General features: G+C 31.8%; 19 protein-coding genes and 1 riboswitch. Of the genes, 16 read left to right on the top strand and 3 right to left on the bottom strand.

Annotated features, from left to right (window positions below; genetic code table 11):
• The first annotated feature begins 62 nt into the window (after positions 1 to 62).
• The 5 genes from AC0NJG_RS01410 to AC0NJG_RS01390 all read left to right on the top strand — a co-directional run bounded on the left by AC0NJG_RS01410 (position 63) and on the right by AC0NJG_RS01390 (position 7,853).
• Positions 63 to 641 carry a cysteine dioxygenase family protein gene (locus AC0NJG_RS01410; RefSeq protein WP_474062776.1) on the top strand — a complete coding sequence of 193 codons (579 nt, stop codon included), beginning with the start codon at positions 63 to 65 and terminating at the stop codon, positions 639 to 641.
• Between the two features lie 163 nt (positions 642 to 804).
• On the top strand, positions 805 to 1,659 hold the full coding sequence (locus AC0NJG_RS01405; protein WP_474062775.1) for a Cof-type HAD-IIB family hydrolase: 855 nt from the start codon (positions 805 to 807) through the stop codon (positions 1,657 to 1,659).
• A gap of 470 nt (positions 1,660 to 2,129) precedes the next feature.
• A complete protein-coding gene (locus tag AC0NJG_RS01400; RefSeq protein WP_474062774.1) occupies positions 2,130 to 3,917 on the top strand; it encodes an ATP-binding protein in 1,788 nt (595 codons plus the stop codon).
• A 231-nt stretch (positions 3,918 to 4,148) separates the two neighbouring features.
• Positions 4,149 to 6,275, top strand: coding sequence for a peptidoglycan D,D-transpeptidase FtsI family protein (locus AC0NJG_RS01395; protein ID WP_474062773.1), 2,127 nt, complete (start codon positions 4,149 to 4,151; stop codon positions 6,273 to 6,275).
• Positions 6,276 to 6,674: 399 nt separating this feature from the next.
• Positions 6,675 to 7,853 carry a macrolide family glycosyltransferase gene (locus AC0NJG_RS01390; RefSeq protein WP_087953588.1) on the top strand — a complete coding sequence of 393 codons (1,179 nt, stop codon included), beginning with the start codon at positions 6,675 to 6,677 and terminating at the stop codon, positions 7,851 to 7,853.
• Between the two features lie 49 nt (positions 7,854 to 7,902).
• Here AC0NJG_RS01390 and AC0NJG_RS01385 read toward each other — a convergent pair whose 3' ends face one another.
• The gene (locus AC0NJG_RS01385) at positions 7,903 to 8,583 is read right to left on the bottom strand and encodes an aspartate/glutamate racemase family protein (RefSeq protein WP_474062772.1); all 681 of its coding nucleotides are present in this window, start codon (positions 8,581 to 8,583) and stop codon (positions 7,903 to 7,905) included.
• A gap of 153 nt (positions 8,584 to 8,736) precedes the next feature.
• Positions 8,737 to 8,852, top strand: a riboswitch (SAM riboswitch).
• A gap of 139 nt (positions 8,853 to 8,991) precedes the next feature.
• Here AC0NJG_RS01385 and AC0NJG_RS01380 point away from each other — a divergent pair.
• The 4 genes from AC0NJG_RS01380 to AC0NJG_RS01365 all read left to right on the top strand — a co-directional run bounded on the left by AC0NJG_RS01380 (position 8,992) and on the right by AC0NJG_RS01365 (position 12,287).
• Positions 8,992 to 9,540, top strand: coding sequence for an ECF-type riboflavin transporter substrate-binding protein (locus AC0NJG_RS01380; protein ID WP_001038197.1), 549 nt, complete (start codon positions 8,992 to 8,994; stop codon positions 9,538 to 9,540).
• Positions 9,541 to 9,550: 10 nt separating this feature from the next.
• On the top strand, positions 9,551 to 11,251 hold the full coding sequence (locus tag AC0NJG_RS01375) for an ABC transporter ATP-binding protein (protein WP_474062771.1): 1,701 nt from the start codon (positions 9,551 to 9,553) through the stop codon (positions 11,249 to 11,251).
• A complete protein-coding gene (locus AC0NJG_RS01370) occupies positions 11,244 to 12,044 on the top strand; it encodes an energy-coupling factor transporter transmembrane component T family protein (protein WP_140168769.1) in 801 nt (266 codons plus the stop codon). The genes AC0NJG_RS01375 and AC0NJG_RS01370 overlap by 8 nt, the downstream gene beginning before the upstream one ends.
• Before the next feature lie 135 nt (positions 12,045 to 12,179).
• Entirely contained in the window at positions 12,180 to 12,287 is a 108-nt protein-coding gene (locus tag AC0NJG_RS01365; protein ID WP_000120182.1) for a YjcZ family sporulation protein, read from the top strand.
• 92 nt (positions 12,288 to 12,379) lie between these two features.
• On the opposite strand, the gene AC0NJG_RS01360 is transcribed toward AC0NJG_RS01365, so the two are convergent.
• On the bottom strand, positions 12,380 to 13,648 hold the full coding sequence (locus AC0NJG_RS01360) for a sensor histidine kinase (RefSeq protein WP_087997309.1): 1,269 nt from the start codon (positions 13,646 to 13,648) through the stop codon (positions 12,380 to 12,382).
• Between the two features lie 88 nt (positions 13,649 to 13,736).
• Entirely contained in the window at positions 13,737 to 14,618 is an 882-nt protein-coding gene (locus tag AC0NJG_RS01355) for a protein kinase family protein (RefSeq protein ID WP_474062770.1), read from the bottom strand.
• 127 nt (positions 14,619 to 14,745) lie between these two features.
• Here AC0NJG_RS01355 and AC0NJG_RS01350 point away from each other — a divergent pair, with 127 nt between their 5' ends.
• The 7 genes from AC0NJG_RS01350 to AC0NJG_RS01320 all read left to right on the top strand — a co-directional run bounded on the left by AC0NJG_RS01350 (position 14,746) and on the right by AC0NJG_RS01320 (position 22,429).
• Positions 14,746 to 15,255: a GrpB family protein gene (locus tag AC0NJG_RS01350; protein WP_087953582.1), complete on the top strand. Its 510-nt coding sequence runs from the start codon at positions 14,746 to 14,748 to the stop codon at positions 15,253 to 15,255.
• Between the two features lie 104 nt (positions 15,256 to 15,359).
• A complete protein-coding gene (locus AC0NJG_RS01345; RefSeq protein ID WP_087997308.1) occupies positions 15,360 to 15,890 on the top strand; it encodes a hypothetical protein in 531 nt (176 codons plus the stop codon).
• A 12-nt stretch (positions 15,891 to 15,902) separates the two neighbouring features.
• A complete protein-coding gene (locus AC0NJG_RS01340; protein ID WP_087953580.1) occupies positions 15,903 to 16,574 on the top strand; it encodes a response regulator transcription factor in 672 nt (223 codons plus the stop codon).
• Entirely contained in the window at positions 16,571 to 17,986 is a 1,416-nt protein-coding gene (locus tag AC0NJG_RS01335) for a HAMP domain-containing sensor histidine kinase (protein ID WP_087953579.1), read from the top strand. Before AC0NJG_RS01340 ends, AC0NJG_RS01335 begins: the two co-directional genes overlap by 4 nt.
• Positions 17,987 to 18,093: 107 nt before the next feature.
• Positions 18,094 to 19,083 (top strand): zinc-binding dehydrogenase, encoded by a 990-nt coding sequence (locus AC0NJG_RS01330; RefSeq protein WP_087953578.1) that lies wholly within the window; start codon positions 18,094 to 18,096, stop codon positions 19,081 to 19,083.
• 246 nt (positions 19,084 to 19,329) lie between these two features.
• Positions 19,330 to 19,929 carry an undecaprenyl-diphosphatase gene (locus tag AC0NJG_RS01325; RefSeq protein WP_429681065.1) on the top strand — a complete coding sequence of 200 codons (600 nt, stop codon included), beginning with the start codon at positions 19,330 to 19,332 and terminating at the stop codon, positions 19,927 to 19,929.
• Between the two features lie 361 nt (positions 19,930 to 20,290).
• Positions 20,291 to 22,429, top strand: coding sequence for a penicillin-binding protein (locus tag AC0NJG_RS01320; protein WP_143881154.1), 2,139 nt, complete (start codon positions 20,291 to 20,293; stop codon positions 22,427 to 22,429).
• The last annotated feature ends 53 nt before the right edge of the window (positions 22,430 to 22,482 follow it).

The following is a 22,482-nucleotide window of genomic DNA, read 5'->3' as shown; positions in this document are numbered from 1 at the left end:
TGTAAAATTTTAGTGGGTTATTTAGTGTGGAAGTGTGTGAATAAGAGTATAGGAGGATGCTTATGTTAACGTGTAATGGAAGTAAGACGTTCCAAACATTTATTAAAGCTGTAACAGATTTAATAAATAGTAATTTGTTAGAAAATCAAATTGTTTGTGGAATTGAAAAATTATTAGAAGAACTTTTAGAAAAGAAAACATGGCTTCCGTTAGAAAAACAGAAGGCGAATTCGGCTCAATATGCACGACACTTATTATATGAAGATCCTTTAAATCGTTTTGAAGTACTAGCTCTTGTATGGAAAGATGGACAATCGACTCCTTTACATGACCATGATGGCACATGGGGAGTAGAAGGCGTATTTACAGGAAGAATAATGGTGCAGAACTTTATACAAACTAAGCAGCTTGAAAATTCACTTGTTTATTTAACTCATACAGGAAATCTTTATTTGGGAGAAGGAGAAACAGATAAAGTCATTCCACCAGCTGATTGTCATATCCTTGAAATAGCCAAAAATAAAAGCGTTGTCACTATTCATGTTTACGGAAAACGTTTAGAAAAGTTTAAAGTATATGTCCCAACTAAAGAAAAGAATGTATACACGTGTGAGACAAAATATATTTGTTATAATTCATAGTTTAAAATCCAAAGCTCTTGCTTTGGATTTTATTTATAATTATTTCTTGACCTGAAACGCTTTTCATAAATTATAAATAAGGAGTACTTTACGAGGTCGGCATGAAAACGATACCTTTCATTTAATATGAGCTCGTGTATATATAGAAAGTGGTGAAGAAATAATGAAATTAATCGCAATTGATTTAGATGGAACTCTTCTTTCGGGTAACAAAATGATTAGTAAAGAGAATGCAGAAGCAATTCGAAAATGTCAGGAAGCTGGCCATGTTGTAGCAATTTGTACAGGTCGTTCTATCGTCGATATTGAACGATTATTATTAGAAGTTAATTTAGAGTGTCCAATTATTGCTGAAAACGGAGCGCTTATATATAAAGATAAAAAAATGATGAGGAGATATCCAATTCAAAATATGCAGGCACTCAAGATTGTAGAATATCTTGAAGAGAATGGTTTATATTATCAGCTTTATACTGATAAAGGTGTGTACGTACCGGAATATGGAGTAGAGAGTGTACGCAATGAAATCGATTATGTGAAAAATTCAAATGAAAATATCGACTTGAAAGAGTTAGAAACGATTGCAGCATTATACCTTGAACATACAGCATTTCATAGTGCTGAAAGTTGTAAACCGATTGTAGAAACAGATATACATGTGCATAAGCTTTTACCATTTTCTTATGACATGGAAAAATTAAAAAAGTTAAAAGAAACGTTTCTGCATAATACTGATTTAGCCATTACATCTTCCTATTGGCATAATTTAGAGATTAATCATCGAGACGCTCAAAAAGGAAATGGACTATATACTTTAGCGGAACATCTGAATATTCCAGTTGAAAATACTGTAGCGATAGGTGATGGGCTAAACGATGTATCCATGATGGAAAAAGCAAATCTATCAATTGCAATGGGAAATGCAGTTGAAGAAATAAAAGCGATGTGTCAATATGAAACTTTGACTAATGAAGAACATGGTGTTGCACATGCTTTGCATATGTATGTATTAGCATAAAAAGTAAAAAAGAATCCAATGAGGATTCTTTTTTACTTTTATTAGGGGTAAGGTATTCTATGAGTTTCATAGAAGCCTTATTACATTTTATTATATAGAATATATTGGAATAAATGTTTATATTTTTCATGATAATTGTGAAAATTTTATGAACTTTATATGTAATGTATTTTTATACTGCTACTAGTACGTATGAATCCATGTCAAAAATTAACGAATGTAAGGACGTTAAGGAGAGTTCTTGCACAAAGAAAATCATGATTGGATCGGATAATAGTCAATCGGAGATGAATAAAACTTACTGATTAGAGTTTCAATGTGGACAGATATTCTTTTCTGATTTTAATTGAAAAATAAAATTTGTTCGAATAATTATTCTTCAGCTATATACCTACAGGCACATTCTTCGTATAATGGAGAAGTATGAATTTTAAATTTGTATGAATTTTACATATTGAGGTGAAAAAGGAATGAATGCGCGGCTAATGGAACTTATTGATGTGAGTACAATAGAAACCATGGCAGAACAATTTTATCAATTAACCAACATATCACATCAACTTCTTGATGCTGAAAAAGAATGTATATTTTCATTTGGAATAAATGAAAAGAAAATATGTAAACTTCCCAAAATTGAAATCCCCATTTTTTTATACAATCAATATTTAGGATCTTTTGTTGTATGGTCTCAGAAAAGCGAAATTTTCAATTGCCAAAAATACTTTGAAATGCTTTCAAATTTAATTATAGATGGAGTAATGAAAGGATTTCAAAATAAAAATACAACGTTACTTACTCGAAAAGAGGAGGAACTACATACAATCTTACAAAACATGCCTGTTATGGTTGATGCACTCGATTATAATGGAGATTTTGTTTTGTGGAATCGCGAATGTGAAATTGTGACAGGCTATACTGCCGAAGAGATAATTGGAAATCCAAACGCACTTCGATTACTGTATCCGGATCATGATTATCGTCACGAGATACAAAAGAAATTTTTGACTCGCGGAAAGAACTTTAGAGATTGGGAAATGCGCTTAACATGTAAAAATGGTGAAATTAAAACAATAATGTGGTCCAATATATCAGAGCAGTTTCCTGTAAATGGATTTAGTTATTGGGCTGTTGGTGTAGATATTACACATTTAAAAGCAATAGAAGAGAAATTAATACAACAAACGTCTGAATTAGAATTAATTTTTCAAGCTTTACCAGATTTATGTTTCTTAACAGAAGATGATGGAACAATTATTGATTATAAAGCAGGATCCCCTACAAAATTTTACGCACCCGCAGAAGCTTTTATGGGAAAAAAGTTTTACGAAGTATTACCATCTTCAGTAGCACAAAAATTTCAAGAAGCAATTTATCAAGTGAAAGAAAAAGGAACAAATGCAATTGTTGAATATCCGCTTACAATTAATGAAAGTATCGATTTCTTTGAAGCTAGATGTTTACCGTTATTACATGATAAAATTATGATTATTGTACGGGATATTACAGAGCGGAAAAAGACAGAAGAATTGCTAAATAAATCAGATACACTTGCAGCAATCGGTCAATTAGCAGCTGGTGTAGCTCACGAAGTTAGGAATCCATTAACAGTCATTAAAGGGTTTATACAGTTATTCCAAATTAATAAAGAAGATCAAGAAAAATATTTTGATCTAATGCTTTCTGAAATTGAAAGAATAGAAGCGATTCTTCAAGAATTTTTGTCGATTGCTAAAACAGACGAAATAAGTACCGAAAAGAAAAATATTTATCAAATATTTAAAAATGTCGTCTCATTAATGAATACAAAAGCAATTATGACAAATATTCAAGTTGAATTATATGCAGATTCTAAAGAGATAATTATTGAATGCTCAGAAAATCAACTGAAACAAGTATTTATTAACATTTTGCAAAATTCAATCGAAGCTATGCCAGATGGTGGAAGAATTTCAATTCACATTAAAGAAATTGGTAAAGATGGTATCATTATTAGTGTAATTGATAAAGGAATAGGAATACCTGAAGAAAGAATTAAAAGATTAGGTGAACCTTTTTATAGTACGAAAGAAAAAGGTACCGGTATTGGATTAATGTTAAGTTATAAAATTATTGAAAGTCATCAAGGGAAAATAAGTATTATGAGTGAGGTAGGTGTCGGAACAACAGTAACTATTTACTTACCGAAAGTGCAAAGTAAACAATCTATTTCGAATTGTGACGATCAATGTATAGCAATACGCACTAGTGGTAATTCTTAAGTCCTTTAATACCCAATAACAAAGCGATTAGTGAAAGCTAAGTTTTGTTATTGGGTATTTTTATATTTAATTTAGTAATCTTTACCTTTTCTTTACCTTTGTTTTAATTTCTATTAAGTTTTAAGCATTATATTAATATTTGTATAAAGAAATGTATGGAGATTGTACATTTTTTTTAATATAGAAATGTGATTATTATTTGGAATATTGTAAGGGGGAGAATATAACGAGGTGAAAAAACAAGAGAAGAAAAATGGTAGGGTAGTATCTCTTCGGCTAAATATATTATTCTTTTGTGTATTTTTATTATTTTCTGGCATCATTATTCAGTTAGGGAAAGTGCAAATCTTTGATGGAGAAACATATAAAAATGAAGTAGAGAAGAGAGAAAATGCAACTGTGGGCCTTTCTGTACCACGTGGGAAAATATTTGATCGTGAAGGAAATCCAGTAGTTGATAATAAATCTTTACGTACGATTACATATACAAAGGTGAAAGGTGTAAAACAAGAAGAAATATTAAAAACAGCAAGACAACTTGCAGACATAATAGAAATGCCACAAGACGATATAGATAAGTTAACAGAGACTGATAAGAAAGACTTTTGGATGCAATTAAATCCAAAACTTACTCAAGACTTAGTATCAAAAAAAGAAATAGATAAGTTTCGAGATAAGGATATTACCGGAAAAGATCTAGACAAAAAAATAGAAGATTTAAAAAGGAAACGCGTTACAGATAAAAATCTTCAAGAACTAACGGCTAAAGATATAGAAGTGTTAGCTATTAAAAGTAAAATGACTTCAGGTTTTCAAATGGCACCTCAAATTATTAAAAAGGACGTTAGTGAACAGGAGTATGCGGTGATTAGTGAAAATTTAGCGAACCTTCCAGGGGTAGACGCATCAGTTGATTGGGAGAGAATCTATGTAAATGATGGTCTATTCCGTTCTGTTCTTGGTAACGTTTCAAATGCTGATGAAGGATTGCCACGTGAAAGATTAGAATATTATTTAGTGCGTGATTATAGCCGAAATGATAGGGTCGGCAAAAGTTATATCGAACAGCAATACGAAGATGTACTTCATGGTACAAAAAAAGAAGTAAGAAGCATTGCTGATAAACAAGGAAATACTATTAGAACGGAAACTGTTACTGAAGGGAAAAGCGGTAAAAATTTAACTTTAACAATAGATATGGAATTACAAAAAAAAGTAGAGGAGAGCATAGAAAAAATATTAAAGGCATATAAAGGGTCTGAATCTATGTTGGATCGTGCTTTCGTTGTAATGATGAATCCGAAAAATGGACAAGTATTATCAATGGCAGGGAAAAGGCTTGTAGAAAAAGAAGGGAAAATGGAGGTTGAAGATTATGCTTTAGGAACGATGACAAGTTCATATGAGCTTGGGTCAACAGTTAAAGGGGCAACAGTATTAACTGGATTTGAAACGAAAGCAATAACACCAGGTACTTATTTTTATGATGCACCTATGAAGTTTAAAGGAACTAGAGAGAAAAAATCTTGGAAAGCGTTTGGAAATATAGATGATCTAAGAGCTTTACAAGTTTCTTCTAACGTCTATATGTTTAACACAGCATTAAAAATTGCAGGTGTAGATTATGTGAAAAATAGCTCGTTAAATATTAAACAGGAAAGTTTTGATAAAATGAGATATTATTTCAGGCAATTTGGATTAGGTGTTCCAACGGGCATTGATTTACCAAATGAAACAGCTGGACAAATTGGTAAAAAAGATAATCAACCTGGTTTCTTACTAGACTACTCAATCGGTCAGTATGATACGTATACACCGCTTCAGCTTGTACAGTATATTTCGACTATCGCAAACGGTGGTTTTCGTATGAAACCACAAATTGTTCAAGAAATTAGAGAACAGACTGTTCAAAAAGATGAAATTGGTAAAGTGGTGCATTCAATAAAACCAATCGTTTTAAATAAGATAGATATGAAAGAGGAATATATAAATCAAGTAAAAGAAGGATTTAGAAGGGTATTCCAAGAAGGTGATGGAACGGGAGTAAGGGCGTTCCAAAAAGCTTCGTATAAACCAGCTGGTAAAACAGGTACTGCACAGACTGTATACGGTGGAGAAAATGATATTGGAAGAAATGAAAAGGGCGATCGAAGAGACTGCTATAACTTAACATTAGCAGGATATGCGCCATATGATGATCCAGAAGTAGCATTTTCTGTTGTAGTACCGTGGGTTATAAATGATAAATCGGGCATTAACTCCGATATTGGAAAAGAAGTTCTAGATGCTTATTTTGATTTGAAAAATAAGCGATTAACTGGTGAAGCGCCAAAAACAGATGATTCTAAAGAGAATTAACATGTACGAAACGTCTCTAGCATTCCTGTAAACTAGAGGCGTTTTACATAGGAACGGATTAGAAAAGAGGTATATATGAAGCAATTTATTCTAAAAGAAATGGTATTTCGTCCATTTGATCATATAAAATGGATGAAATAATTCTATTAACTATTCACGTTTTATAAAAAAAATCATATATTAATTGCATAGGACAAGCAGAAAAGCTTGTTCTAACCTCACAGAACACTCCTTATCACGGTTAGGCATCTACATGGGTAGATGCTTTTTTTATGTTGATGACTGAGAATTATTTATCAACAGAATGTAGCAAGCATATTAGGACTATTAGGAGAAGATTACTTGTACAAATAACAGTATGCTGAATTAAAAAAGTGAAATGTAAGGAGTGAGAAATAAGTGCTAAATATTTTAGTGGTTAATTTTCCGGCAGAGGGACATGTGAATCCTACATTAAGTTTAGTCAAAGCCTTTACTGAACGGGGTGATCACGTCCATTATATTACTACAGAACACTTTAAAGACAGAATTGAAGATTTGGGAGCTAATGTATATACCCATCCAGATTTATTAAAGGAGATTTCTATTGATACTGAAACTTCAAATGGGCTGGACTCTTTCTTTCATGTACATGTTCAAACCTCTTTATATATATTAGAAATTACGAAAGAATTATGTGAAAGCATAAATTTTGATTGCGTAATTTATGATATATTTGGCGCTGGAGAGTTAGTAAAGGAGTATTTGCAAGTTCCAGGTGTAGTTTCTTCTCCTATATTTTTAATTCCTACTGAATTTTTGGAGACATTACCTTTTCATCCAAATGCAGAAATGCCATTCCAACCTGATGAAATTTCTGAACAGTTACTATATCGAATAGAACATGAATTTGGGGTGAAGCCTAAAAATAATCTTCAATTTATGCATAACAAAGGAGATATTACCCTCGTGTACACAAGTCGTTACTTCCAACCTAATAGTGATTCTTTCAGAGAAAATAATATTTTTATTGGGCCGAGTATTTCAAGTCGTAAAACAAATGTAGAGTTTCCACTTGAATTGCTTAAAGATAAGAAAGTTATTTACATTTCAATGGGGACACTCCTTGAAGGACTCGAACCATTCTTTAATACATGTATTGATGCTTTCTCAGATTTTGATGGGTTAGTTGTAATGGCAATTGGTGATAGAAATGATCGTTCTAAAATTAAGAAGGCGCCAAACAATTTTATAATTGCTTCATACGTACCCCAAACAGAAGTATTAAGTGAAGCAGATATTTTTATTACACATGGCGGTATGAATAGCGTACACGATGCTATTCATTTTAATGTTCCATTTGTTATAATTCCACATGATAAAGACCAGCCAATGATAGCACAAAGATTAACCGAACTGGAAGCAGCAAATCGGTTATTGAAAGAGCATGTTAATGTGCAAACGTTAAGAGAAGCGGTAACAGACGTTCTTTCAAATGAAAAGTATAAGCATGGAATACGAAAATTGAAAGATAGTTTTTTAGATTGTGGTGGTTCAAATGAAGCAATTACAATGATTACATCTCTTTTAAATAAATAGTGTGGGTCATATAAAAGCATAGAGGTGGCACCTTTATGCTTTTATATGATTATCCAGCAAACTGCACAGCAGTATTTGCATGTAAAAAAGTAGTATCAAAAACAGGAACAGTAAGATCGTTTTGGGAAATGAGCAATGGTATTTCGGTGCAACCTAGTAGTATACCTTCTGCGCCATTTTGAATTAATGACTTTGTAATTTGTAATAGCTTTTCTTTTGATACTTCTGAAATAATTCCTTTACTTAATTCATTTAAAATAACATGATGAATAAATTTTCTTGCCTCTTTATTTGGGATGATTGTTTCAATGTTATAATTTGCTAAACGTGATTTATAGAAGTCTTGTTCCATTGTTTGTTTCGTACCTAATAGTCCAATACGCTTTATATTATGTTCTACCATTTTCTTTGCACTTACATCACCAATGTGGAGGAGTGGAATGGATATTGCTTGCTCTACTTCTTCAGCAAATAGATGTACTGTATTGGAACACATTAATAAACATTCAGCCCCAGACTTTTCAACCTTTTTTGCAACGGTAACTAATTCGTTTTTCACTTCTTCATATTGATGATTTTGTAATAAATTAGTTACTTCACCGAAGTCCATGCTATATAAAACAAGCTTTGCATTTTGATCATATTGAGAGAGTGTAAGTGTATTTATATGTTTATAGTATAACGATGTAGATTCCCAACTTAGCCCACCAATTAAACCGATTACTTTCATCGTATATTCCTCCCGTAACTATTTTGAGTTCATTATTTCATAATTCCGATGAGAATACAATGATTTAAATGAATCATTTAGCAAAAAATAAAAATAATTAGAAAAGTATTGTAATTTATGTTTCTTAGTGCCATAATACGAATTACAAATTAATACTTATCCAGAGAGGTGGAGGGAACGGCCCTATGAAACCTCAGCAACCCCTATATAAATGTATAGGAAGGTGCTAATTCCGCAGAGAACACGATGTGTTTTTTGGAAGATAAGAGGATTCTTGAATGTGAAAGAAAATGACCTCTTATGTAAGAGGTCATTTTTTGTTGTATAGAAAGGGAGTGTCGATGCATAATTCATTTTGAAAATAAATATAGAGTAATAAAAGTTGACTATTAAGAGAGGGGAATTGTAATGAACAAATTATCAACAAAATTAGTAGTGGCAATCGGAATTGGAGCAGCACTATATGGGATATTAGGACTATGGGGATTTTCTATTGCACCAAATACATTTATTAAACCTGCGTTAGCTATTTTAACCATTTTTGGAGCGTTATTTGGCCCAGTGGCAGGACTGTTAATAGGACTTATCGGTCATACCGTAACAGATACAATTGCTGGCTGGGGTATTTGGTGGGGATGGGTTTTTAGTTCAGGTATTATCGGCTTTGCAATGGGGCTTATTCAAAAAAGAGTTGGCTTTAGTGTGAAAAACGGGACATATAATAAAGGAGATATTTCTTATTTAGCTATTACTGGGTTAATTGGTATCGTCATTGCTATTATATTTGCTGGGGCATTCGATATTATTGTGATGGGAGAACCGTTTGACAAAATTGTTATACAAGTATTAGGTGCAACAATTGCTGATGTTATTGTATTTTTAGTTCTTGGATTGCCAATTACAATAGGATTAGCTAAATCTAATAAGAAACATACACATTTAAAAATTGAAAAGTAGGGATGTTAACATGCAACCAATTATTTCTTTTGAACAATTCAGCTTTCAATATAAGCATGCAGCGCAGCCTACTGTTAAAGACGTTACATTTCATATATATCCTGGGGAAAAAGTGTTGATTGCTGGGCGAAGTGGTTCAGGGAAATCGACATTAGCTCATTGTATAAATGGGCTAATCCCATTTTCTTATGAAGGGACTAGTACTGGTACTATTTTAATTGACGGAAAAGACCCGAGGAAAGGAAGTATTTTTGAACAGAGTAAACAGGTTGGAACAATTTTGCAAGATCAAGATGCACAATTTATTGGTCTTACAGTAGAGGAAGATGTAGCTTTTTATTTAGAAAATGAATGCGTAAATGAAGATGATATGAAAAAGATTGTTTCGGAATCATTAAAAAAGGTAAAGATGCATAATTTTCATAAACAAAGTCCACATGAGTTATCAGGAGGGCAAAAACAAACTGTTTCTTTAGCAGGTCTGTTAACGACAAATGCTAATATATTATTGTTTGATGAACCGTTAGCGAATTTAGATCCAGCTAGTAGCTTACATACAATAGAACTTATTAAAGATATACATAAACAATGTAATAAAACAATTGTAATTATTGAACATCGAATAGAAGAAATGTTAAATCTGGATTTAGATAAAATTATTTTAATGGAGGAAGGGGAAATCGTTGAGATAGGAACACCAGAAGAGATTTTGGCCTCAAATATATTACCATCTATTGGCTTAAGGGAACCTATGTACTTGGAAGGATTAAAGAGATTGCATTTTGATAGTAATAATGACGTAATATACCCATTTGAAAATCTTCAAAGAGAAAATGTTAGTGGTGTAATAAATGAGTGGATGGAGAAGCAAACTTTTTGTAAAGATACTCCTACAAAAAAAGAATTATTGAAAGTAGAGAATTTGTCATTCTCATATCCTAATAAACAAAAAGTATTAGACAATGTAAATTTCTCTCTATATAAAGGGGAAATAGTAGCACTCTTAGGTCATAATGGTGCTGGAAAATCAACATTAGCTCATAGTCTTATAGGGATAAACAAAACAAAAAATGATAGAATTTTAATTGATGGAGTAAATATCAATTCTTGGTCTATTCGTAAACGTGGTGAGGTTATATCTTATGTGATGCAAAATCCAAATCATATGATTACACAAGCTACTGTAATGGAAGAGATTTCATTTCCATTACAATTAAAAAATTTTTCGAAGGAAGAAATTAAGCTTAGAGCAGAGGAAACATTAAAAATTTGTGGCTTGTATCCATTTCGAAATTGGCCAATTCAGGCATTAAGTTATGGTCAAAAAAAGAGATTAACGATTGCATCTGTACTAGCAATAAATCCAAAACTTATCATATTAGATGAACCGACAGCGGGACAAGATTATTATCATTATAAACAATTTATGACGTTTATTAGAAAACTAGCTGTGAAGGGAATATCCTTTATTTTTATCACACACGATATGAATCTCGCATTAGAATATGCAGACAGAGCAATAGTTCTACATGAAGGAGAAATTATTGCGAATAATCCCGCGTCTATTGTATTAGGACATCCAGAAACATTAAAAAGAGCGAACTTAAAGGAGAGCTCTTTATTTAAACTCGTTAAATTTAGTGGTATTACAAATCCTGAAAGATTTATGAAACTTTATTTTGATGATATTAGGAGGGAGGAAGGTGTATAATACATATTTTCATCGCATGGACGAGGCAGTGAAATTGTTGTTATTTATTTTTTGTATGACACTTACTTTTTTATTTTTTGATTTTCGCATATTGCTATTCGTATTTATGATTGGATGTATCGGACTTCTAGTTGCTAAAATTCCATTTCGTAAAATTTTTATTGTTTTTACTGTTATATTCACATTTAGTTTATTAAATTCTGTCATGATTTTATTTATTACACCAACCCATGGATCTGAATTAACTGGATCGTATACTTCATTTGTGTATATTGGATATGCAACAATTACATACGAAACCTTATTTTATGCAGCTACACTTTCGTTAAAGTATTTTACGTTATTACCATTTACACTTATTTTTATTTATACGACTGATCCAAGCAAATTTGTGAGTAGCTTAAGTAAATTTCGAATTCATTATAAAATTACTTATGCGATAAATATTGCATTACGTTATATACCTGATATACAGTCCGAATATAAAGTTATTAAAAATGCCCAAGAGGCGAGAGGAGTAGCTTTTGAAAAAGGAGAAGCAAGTTTGTGGATTCGAATACAAAACCGTGTCTTAATTTTCTGGCCTTTAATTATTCATTCTTTAGAGAGAATTGATACAGTTTCAAACGCAATGGATTTAAGAGGATTTGGAAAGAAGGATACACGTACGTGGTTCTATACAAATAAAGCGAAAAGCGGAGATTTCATTGCTTTATTTGTAGGTGTTTTTATTTTAATTGCTGCAGTATATTTAAAGTTACATGTATTTCAAAATTTTTGGTATCCATTTTAAAGCACTCTCAAATGAGTGCTTTTACTTATTTTTATATAGACATGCTCAAAAAAGGGATACTTACATAATGTATAATACGAACCAGTTAAAATGATCAACTACCTATTAGTTTTCAAACCAAAAGGAGGAGAAAGAATGAGTTACGGTGGTTCTTGTGGTTTTGGTGGAGGTTTCGCTTTATTAGTTGTGTTATTTATTTTATTAATTATCGTTGGATGCAGCTGCTGGGGCGGAGGGTACTAATTTTTAATTAGTCTCCACAAATGTAAACTAAAAAAACATAGAAGATACTTATGTATCGAAACAAATAAAAAAGGAGCATAATTGCTCCTTTTTTATTTGTTGTTAGATGCGTTTGTATTACATTTCGGGAATGTAATTGTCAAAGTAGTACCTTTATTCATAACGCTTCGGATTTTCAAATTACCTTGCATCGTTTCAAGGATCTTAACAGCAACCATTGTACCTAAACCTGTACCTTTCGTTTTTGTACTAAAATACGGTTCGCCAAATCGATTTATTTGCTCTTGTGACATACCAATTCCGCTATCTTCAATTCGTATGATAACTTTATTATTACTAATAGAAGAGGAGATATTTAAAGTGCCACCATTAGGCATTGCTTCAATACCATTTTTTATTAAGTTTAAAAAACATTGCTGAAAGTGCTGCTTATTACCAACTATTGTTGCATTGGAGAAATCTTTCGTAATATGTACCGTATTCATATTACATAAGGGCACTATCATATTAATAACTCTATTTAACTCTTGTTCGACTGAAATATGATCTAATTTTTCTGGAGCAGGTTTGGCAAATGTTAAATAGTCATCAATAATTTCTTGAGCACGATTTAATTCTTCAAGTATATGGTCAATATATTTATCTCTCGATTCAGGAGTCAAATTGGATGTTTTCAAAAGTTGTGTAAATCCTTTTACGACAGTTAAAGGGTTTCTTACTTCATGTGATATACTAGCAGCGAGTTGGCTAACAATCTCCATTTTCTCCATTTTAATTAATTTTGATCGCATACATACTGCATCTTTTATAACTTCATTTATATAAACAATAAATAGCATCAGAGTAGTCGGTAATATTATGAAGTAAATAATATACAAATTATTTACTTCAAAATCTGATAAAGTTAATACAATTACAGTTGTAAATATTGCTAGGAAAAAGGTTAAAAACATGGAAAAAGCTACTTTTATTTTTCTATTATATGTATTAAATTTTGCGGATGCGAATGCTGTAATGATAAACATTATGCCATAAACTAGCATTGTTAACATGCTAAATCCATAAAATGAAAATCTTATAATTAATAAAATAGCAAACAATGTTATACCGACAGGAAAGCCACCATAAAGTGTACCTATTATAACCGGTATTTGTCTTAAATCATGAATACAACTTTCATCCATATAGATAGGATAACGCATACATAAAATAAGAGGGATACTCGTACAAAGTATAATAAGTAGTTTTTTATATTTCTTCACATAGCGCCCGCTATCATATATAAAATAAAAAATAAATATACTACTTAAAATGTATAAAAGATTATTTAACACGTGTTGATTGATATACACAAAGTTCATAATATTTGCCTCGTTATTTTTAATTTCCTTTTTATATATATTATCATGATAATAGTATAAACTATATATTTGTTTGAATAATATAGATTTATATCTTTTTAGTATTTAACACGTTTACCCACTCTTCATAAAATTCTTCAACTGATGTATATCGTTCGGCTCGATTTTCATTTACTGCACGATACGCTATTTCATATAAATCCCTACTTGCTTCCCATTTTGTAAAGGAGCGATCTTTTCCACCACCTAAAATTGTGAAAGCCATTGCACCCATATTAAATACATTTGTTCTCGCATCAATCATAGCGTTTAGCTCAAATTCTTCAGGAGACATAAAACGTGAGGAACCCCATAATCTTCCCATTTTATTTACGTATGGTTTTTTAGAATATAAATCAATATCACAAATTTTCGTTTCATTTGTATTAAAATTATATATAATACTACCGTCATAAAAATCTATCGCTACATAGTTTTTCTTTTCGACATATGTATGGAAAGAAAAAATGGAATTTAAGGATTGAACACGTTTTCTAACAGGTAAATGCTTAAATTTATAAAATGGAGAGTTTGGATTTTTATATTTTTCAGGAGGCGGGAAACTCCAGTGCGAATGAAGACATTCACCATCAAACCAATCGAAAATTAGTACATATCCAGATTGAACTGGAAAGTGTTCAAGTAGTTTTATAAGCGAGTTGTGTTTTAATTCCTCGTATAGGGAAACTGAATTTTTTAACCGTTCAATAGCGTCATTTATTGTTCCTTCGTATGCAATTGTTTGTGCTCCTGCGTATTTAATGAATTTTTTATGGCCATTTTTTTCAACACCAAAACTTATATTACCTGAATCTTGCTGGTCAAAAACTGCAAATACGGTTCCTAATTTCAAGAGCCAATCAAAATTATGATGTTCTTTTAATTGGAATGTTATTTGATTTAATTGAATTTCAACTGGTTTAGCTTCCATAATATACCTCGCATTTATTATAATTAAGTTGTATATTTCAGTATTCGACATATTTTATAAAAATCCTATGTGAATCACATGAAACTTTATAAATATAATAATAAATAATTATAAGAAGGTGGATAAAGTGGAACAACAAATCGTTATTAAACCATATGAAAAAGATTGGCATGAAGAGTATGTAAAAGAAAAAGAGAAATTTATTTCTTTATTCGGAGGAGATTGTATTGCTATTGAACATATAGGGAGCACATCTGTACAAGGTTTAGGAGCGAAACCTTTAATTGATATGATGATTGGCGTAACAGATTTGCAAATTATCGAAAAGTGGATTGATGATCTATTAAAAATTGGATATGAGTATGTTCCAAAAGAAATCCCTAATTGGCGTTTTTTTAGAAAGGGAAAATGGAGAGCGGGCACTCATCATTTACATGTTTATATATATAATAGTGACGAATGGAAAAACAATCTTTTATTTCGAGACTTTCTAATAAAGCATGAATGGGCACGTAAAGAATATAGAGAACTAAAAGAGAGACTTGCAGCTACATATCCTTTTGATCGTGTTTCTTATACAAATGCAAAAGCACCGTTTATTCAAAAAATAATAAAGGAAGCAAAAAGAATTAATTGATCTTGAAATTCTCATTTTATTTTAATCTTTCTTTCATGTTCCTTTCTTTTTTATTTGATATTCTGCTTGTTACAGAAGCTTTTTAAGAAAGGAGCTTTAATAAAATGGAAAAGCTACTAAGAAATAAATCTTTTCACATGTCTGTAAAAATCATAGGCTTTACTATTATTTTTTGCAGTGTAGCATTGTTGCTTATTAATGTAATATACGGCAACGTAGTAAATCTTAAAGGGTTAAATAAGAAATTAGGTTCTTTCGGTGAGTATGGGGCAATTTTAGCTGCATCGTTATGGTTTTTACGTCATGTATGGTTATTTTTTAAAAAGAAAAATATAATTGGGGTTAAATTGATAAAAGACTTATATTTGTTCATTAAAGAATTTCACGTATTCATTGGATATACTGTATTAGCTGTCTCAATTACTCACGGTGTTTATTTTTTATTAAAAGGAAGTCGACATATACTTATATTTTATAGTGGTATATTCTCCCTATTTATTTTAATTATACTGGGTGTCATTGGATTTTTCTTACAGAAACATAATAAAAAAACAAACTTGATATTGTATAGAAAAGCACATCAAATCATTGCATTGATATTTGGGTTAGGATTACTCATTCATTTAACTTTATAGGAGGAATTACGGTTGCAACACATATTAATCATTGAAGATGAAGAAAATTTAGCTGATTTTTTAGAGTTAGAACTAAAGTATGAAGGATATAAAGTCGATATACAGTTTGATGGGCGGAAGGGTTTAGAAGCTGCACTTGAAACAAATTATGACCTTATTCTATTGGATTTAATGCTACCAGGATTAAATGGAATAGAAGTGTGTCGTAGATTAAGGGCAACTAAAAATACACCGATTATTATGCTGACTGCACGTGATAGTATTATGGACCGGGTGACAGGTTTAGATAGTGGAGCCGATGATTATCTTCCGAAACCATTTGCAATTGAAGAGCTGTTAGCACGTATGAGAGTTATATTTAGACGAGAAGAACATATAGAAAACAAACATTCATCTCTTACCTTCAAAGATTTACAGCTCCAGATTGAATCTCGAACTATTACAAAAGGAAATGAAGAAATTGAACTTACAAATAAAGAATTTGAACTCTTGCTTATGTTTATGAAAAATATTAATAGAGTACTTACCCGTGATGTTTTATTAAATCAAGTATGGGGATATGATGCAATGGTTGAGACGAATATCGTTGATGTATACGTTCGTTATTTACGTAACAAGTTACATAGCGTAGATAAGGAGGAATATATCCAAACGGTCCGCGGTGCTGGATATATAATGAAATGATTAAAAATATTTTGCATCGAATTCGAAATCTACCTATAAAGTGGAAATTAACACTTTGGTCCACTACACTAGTATTTATTTTATTCATTTTATATAGCGCTTTGCAGTTTATTGTAATTAATAAGTGGACTATAGATTATGAACAGAAACAAATAAATAGGCAAGTGACAGAAGTAGCGGCATATTTCCAAGATAAAAGTGATACCCTTTCGAGTAAAACGTTTGAAAACAGGAAAGATTTTTTAAATAATATGATTGATAAGCATCAAATGATTCGTATTATCGGTATGGACGGGAAACCAATTGTTACTGTTTCTCGAGAGTTTAATGAATCGTGGATAAAACCAAAACAAGTTACACATGAGGAATTATTTATAAAAAGACATGTAGAAGATCGCATATTAGTTAAGCGTATACCAATTCAAACAAAAGAGTTCACTGGTACAATTGAACTTACGAAAAACTTAGAGGCTTTCGATCATTTATTAAAAATTATTCTAGTGGTAATGGTTATTGCCGGAATATGTGGATTAATCTTTAGTTTTTTAGGTGGGCTACTAATCACGAAAAAACTATTATCAAGCGTTCAAAATATAACGGATACGATGAAACGTATAAAGAAAAACGGTCTAAATGAACGGGTTCCAGTACGTGAAAATAATGATGAACTTGCAAAATTATCGTTTCTTTTTAACGAAATGATGGATGAGGTAGAAACTTCTTTTACACAACAGAAACAGTTTGTAGAAGACGCATCCCATGAACTGAGAACACCACTAACAATTATTCAAGGACACTTGTCTATGTTAAATCGATGGGGGAAAAATGATCCAGCAGTTTTAGATAAATCGCTCCAATCCAGTTTAAAGGAAGTCGATCGTTTAAATAAGTTAGTTTTAGAATTGCTAGAACTATCAAGGGCTGAATCAGAACAGATGCATGCAATCGCAGCAGATCCAGTCCATGTAAATAGTATATTAAAACAAGTTACACAAAATTTTACTGTACTTCAAACTGAATTTCAATTTGATACGAAACTGGATGGAGATGCAGCATATGTTTCAATACCATCATCTTACTTAGAACAAATTATTATTATCGTAATGGATAACGCAGTGAAGTATACAAAAGAAGATAATCGATATATTTGTATTGAATCTAGTGTGCAGTCAGGAAAAGTTAACATTCGTATTATAGATCATGGACCGGGAATACCCGAAGCTGATTTGCCTTTTGTTCTTAACCGCTTTTATCGAGTAGACAAAGCAAGAAGTCGAAAACAAGGTGGAAACGGTCTAGGTTTATCTATTGCTAAACGACTTATAGAGAAATATAACGGAACTATTCAAATAGAGAGTAAAGAAGCCGAAGGAACAATAGTTACGATTACACTGCCTACCGTTTCACTTTAATAATTCAAAAAGAAGGGATGTTTTGTGCATTCCTTCTTTTTTACGGTCAAATTATTTTGTTTATTTCGAACTTTCTAGTACATTAGAAATATGAAGGGGGAATAAAAATGAAAGCTATCGTACAACAATATAAAGCAGGATTTGAAGGGGTAGAATATAAAGTATTACCTGAGAGAAAACCTAGCGCTGGAGAAGTGAAAGTAAAATTAAAATCAGCAGGATTAAATCATCGAGATTTATTTATAATGAATAATAGAAAGGAAATGCAATTACCATTAGTTCTAGGATCAGATGGTGCAGGTATTATTACGGAAATTGGAGAAGGTGTTTCAAGAACTATATTGCAAAATGAGGTTATTATTAACCCTAGTATTGGATGGGATTATATTGCTGAAATACCCGAGTTACCAGAGGTGTTAGGTGGGCCCAAAGATGGAACGTTTGCTGAATATGTCATTGTGCCAGTAGAAAATGTAGTGGCAAAACCATCATATCTTACTTGGGAAGAGTCTGGTGTTTTATCTTTATCGGCATTAACTGCATATAGAGCGCTTTTTACAAAGGGTAGATTAAAGCGTGGCGAACATGTTTTAATTCCAGGGATAGGCGGCGGTGTAGCGACGTTTGCTATGTTATTTGCAAAAGCAATTGGTGCAAAAGTAAGTGTTACTTCAAGGGTAGAGAACAAAAGGAAGCTTGCCGAAACATATGGCGCAGACTTTTCCTTTAATAGTTCTGGAAATTGGGAAGAGAGTTTACGCGAAGAGAAAGTAGATTTAATAATCGATAGTATAGGGCCAGCAACATTCTTAAAATACTTTGATGTATTAAAACAAAATGGGAGAATTGTTAATTTTGGTGCCAGCTCAGGGGATAAAATTGAATTACCATTACGAGCATTATTTTATAATCAAATCGATATAATGGGAACATCTATGGGTAGCAGTGAAGAATTTAATGAAATGATTAAGTTTATAGTGAAATATAAGATTAAACCAATTATGGATAAAGTGTATTCGTTGGAAGAAGCGATTCAAGCGTTAAGACGTATGGAACAAGGCGAACAATTCGGTAATATTGCACTTCGTATGTATTAAAAATATGATTTTACAACAAGTATATTTAAGTAACTATGTTACGTATTTTATTCATGAATAGTATGTAAGTCGTATTGTTTTAAAGGTTTTTCAGCTTTATACATAATTAGCCGTTATAATTAGTCTCAATATTGTCAAATGAGTAATAGTAAAATGAGAATTAGATGAGAAAAGTTTAAGCCCATTTTCATATTGATGTTGTATACTGTGTAAATCAAGAAAGCTTTTATTTAAGGAGAGAGAATTATGAATCACACAGTATTTCAATGGTTTAATAATTTAGCTGGATCGTCCAAACTATTAGATACGCTAATGATTGCTATTACAAATAGTGCTGTATATGTAGCAATTTTGTTTATGTTTATCTTATGGTTTAATAATGGAAAAAAAGTCAATGCAATTAAAAAACAATACACAGTGTTATATACGACACTTTCAGTCATTATCGCATTATTAGTAAATGTTGTGATACATGCGGTATATTACCACCCACGTCCATTTGTATCACATGATGTACATCAATTAGTACCACATGCAGCAGACTCATCATTTGTTAGTGATCATTCAGTACTTGTATTTTCCATTGCATTTGTATTTTTGCTTAGAGGAGAAAAACTTAAATATGTCGCTCTTATTTGGGCAGTATTAGTCGGTGTTTCACGTATGTACGTAGGTGTTCATTATCCTTTAGATATACTGGGTGCTGCTTTCTTAACATTTATCACAAGTGGCTTAGTAGTGCAAAGTACACGTATGTTGGAGCCGATAGCGAAACTTGTATTCAAAATGTACGCATTAGTAGCAAAACGAATTCCTTTTTTAGAGAAATATAATCATATAGCTTAATTGTTATAAATAACTATTCGTAGTTTTTTAAGTTCTCCTTTGGAAATCCAAAGGAGAACTTTTTATTATGTACAAGATAAGGATATACGCATTAAAAGAATGATGAAGGAACAAATGAGCTAGTATCAAAAGTTTTTATTAAATTTGTAGATTATAATAAGTCAACCTAAGAGCGTCTGAATATTCGAAAATTTCATGCACCGCAATGTAAATAGATAAATAAAAAAGAAACAATGGATACTTTCAGAACGTTTTAAAGGGATTAAAAGGAAAAGTTCGAAACATATAGTATTGAAAGCAAAAACTACATAATTTATAGCACACCATCGCAGTAATTAATTGTAATAGAAAGGAGATAAATATGCATAAACTTCAAACGAATAAAGGCGCGCGGTATTTTATGGTTGCTTTTATTGTTTTGTTTCTTATTATGCTTTTGCGTTTTTTCTATATTCAAGCAGTAGGGGTCGTGCATAATGTGGATGTAAAGGATCTTGCAAATGAACAACATAATAAAAAAGGTGTTTTGGAAGCGAATCGTGGCACGATTTATGATCAAACTGGAAAAGTGCTCGTTCAAGATTCAACAACGTATCGTGTTGTGGTGAATTTGAAAGGTAATGACAAATTGAAAAATAAAGATGAAACTGCAGAGCAATTAGCTACTGCGCTTGAAATTGATAAAGAGGACGTATTAAAAAATTTCCATGAGGGGCGTACGCAAGTTGAAATCGGAAAAGTTGGCCGGAATTTGTCTAGGGAAAAGAAAGAACAAATTAAAAAATTGAAAATCCCGGGTGTTTCTTTTATGCCTGAGAAAGCAAGAGTGTATCCAAATGAAGATTTTGCATCTTATATACTTGGTTTTGCTAGACCAGACAATAAAGGAAATACAGAAGGGAAATTTGGACTTGAAAAAAGTTTGGATAAGTATTTGCGCTCGACAAATGGGAATATAGAATATGTGGGAGCGCGAGGAGGTATCCCGCTTACAAATGATATAGGAAAAATAGAACCCGCTAAACATGGAAATAACGTATATCTTACGCTTGATAAACAAATTAATAGTTTTTTAGAAGAAGCGATGAACAAGGCGCAAGAGCACTATGATCCTTCTATGTTAGTAGGTATTATAGCGGATCCAAAGACGGGGAAAGTTTTAGCTATGTCTAGTAAACCTAGTTTTAACCCTAATAAAGGGGATATTGAATACTTTCTAAATGATCCAATCGCAAATGCATATGAACCAGGTTCAACGATGAAAGTATTTACGTTAGCTGCTGCAATCAATGAAGGTGTATATAACGGGAAAGAATATTTTCAATCCGGAAAGTATTCAGTAGGTTCAGCGGATATAAAAGATCATAATGGTGGGTTTGGATGGGGATCTATAACATTTGATGAAGGTTTTGAAAGGTCATCAAACGTAGCTTTTTCTATTTTAGAAGATCAGTTATTAAAGCCAAATAAATTTAAGCAATATATGAATAAATTTGGTTTTAACCAAAAAACGGGAATAGATTTACCTGGTGAAAGTAAAAATACTTTATTATTAAATACACAAATTCAACAAGTAACAACTTCTTTCGGACAAGGTTCTACAGTAACTCCAATTCAATTAATCCAAGCTGCCACCGCTATAGCAAATGACGGGAAAATGATGCAACCATATATCGTTGACAAAGTTGTAAATCCAACAAACAAGCAAGTTATTATGGAAAATCAACCGAAAGAAGTTGGCAATCCGATAAAAAAAGAGACTGCGGACAAGGTAAGAGACTTAATGGAGCGTGTTATTACGTCTTCAAAAGGTACAGGTACAATGTATAAAGTCGATGGTTATCCAATAGGAGGCAAGACAGGAACAGCCCAAATTCCGAACCCTGAAAATGGACGATATATGGAAGGAAAAGAAAATTATATTTTTTCATTTTTAGGTATGGCTCCAATTGATGACCCAGAGTTAATTGTATACTTAGCTATTAAGCAGCCAAAGTTAAAGGGAGATGAATATGGGGCTCAGCCACTCGCTGAAATATTTAAACCAGTTGTGAAAAATAGCCTTGAATATTTAAAGGTGAAACCATACACAGAACAACAAATGGCCGATGCAACGAAAAAATCCCAATTAAAAGTGCAAAACTATGTTAATCAATTAATAGATACGGTAGAGAATAATGTAAAAAAAGAGAAACTCCAACCGATAATTTTAGGAGAAGGAAAAATAAAAAAACAATATCCACAGTCTGGTGAATTAATGAGTGAAGGTGATCGTATATTTTTATTAGGAAACAACGCAACAATGCCCAATTTACAAGGTTGGTCAATGCGTGATGTTATGTGTTTTTCTAAACTATTAAAATTAGATTTAAAAACTTCAGGTACGGGATATGTAACAAATCAAAGTATTGAAAAAGGACAATCTATACAAGAAGGCGATGCATTAGAACTAAAATTAGAACCACCGTTACAACCGTTAGCAGAGGCAAATACAAATTAATTCGAGCAATGTGAAGGGGCTATATACAATAGGCTCTTTTTTTATAAAGTTTA

Source organism: Bacillus sp. SSR7 (genome assembly GCF_055902415.1).
The sequence above is the reverse complement of the archived record's forward strand: the minus strand, read 5'-3'. Positions and strand labels throughout refer to the sequence as shown.

Coding starts and splice junctions, on each gene's coding strand:
- AC0NJG_RS01410 (WP_474062776.1), top strand. CDS start 63: ATGTTAACGTGTAATGGAAGTAAGACGTTCCAAACATTTATTAAAGCT.
- AC0NJG_RS01405 (WP_474062775.1), top strand. CDS start 805: ATGAAATTAATCGCAATTGATTTAGATGGAACTCTTCTTTCGGGTAAC.
- AC0NJG_RS01400 (WP_474062774.1), top strand. CDS start 2,130: ATGAATGCGCGGCTAATGGAACTTATTGATGTGAGTACAATAGAAACC.
- AC0NJG_RS01385 (WP_474062772.1), bottom strand. CDS start 8,583: ATGAAAGTAATCGGTTTAATTGGTGGGCTAAGTTGGGAATCTACATCG.
- AC0NJG_RS01380 (WP_001038197.1), top strand. CDS start 8,992: ATGAACAAATTATCAACAAAATTAGTAGTGGCAATCGGAATTGGAGCA.
- AC0NJG_RS01375 (WP_474062771.1), top strand. CDS start 9,551: ATGCAACCAATTATTTCTTTTGAACAATTCAGCTTTCAATATAAGCAT.
- AC0NJG_RS01365 (WP_000120182.1), top strand. CDS start 12,180: ATGAGTTACGGTGGTTCTTGTGGTTTTGGTGGAGGTTTCGCTTTATTA.
- AC0NJG_RS01360 (WP_087997309.1), bottom strand. CDS start 13,648: ATGAACTTTGTGTATATCAATCAACACGTGTTAAATAATCTTTTATAC.
- AC0NJG_RS01355 (WP_474062770.1), bottom strand. CDS start 14,618: ATGGAAGCTAAACCAGTTGAAATTCAATTAAATCAAATAACATTCCAA.
- AC0NJG_RS01345 (WP_087997308.1), top strand. CDS start 15,360: ATGGAAAAGCTACTAAGAAATAAATCTTTTCACATGTCTGTAAAAATC.
- AC0NJG_RS01335 (WP_087953579.1), top strand. CDS start 16,571: ATGATTAAAAATATTTTGCATCGAATTCGAAATCTACCTATAAAGTGG.
- AC0NJG_RS01330 (WP_087953578.1), top strand. CDS start 18,094: ATGAAAGCTATCGTACAACAATATAAAGCAGGATTTGAAGGGGTAGAA.
- AC0NJG_RS01325 (WP_429681065.1), top strand. CDS start 19,330: ATGAATCACACAGTATTTCAATGGTTTAATAATTTAGCTGGATCGTCC.
- AC0NJG_RS01320 (WP_143881154.1), top strand. CDS start 20,291: ATGCATAAACTTCAAACGAATAAAGGCGCGCGGTATTTTATGGTTGCT.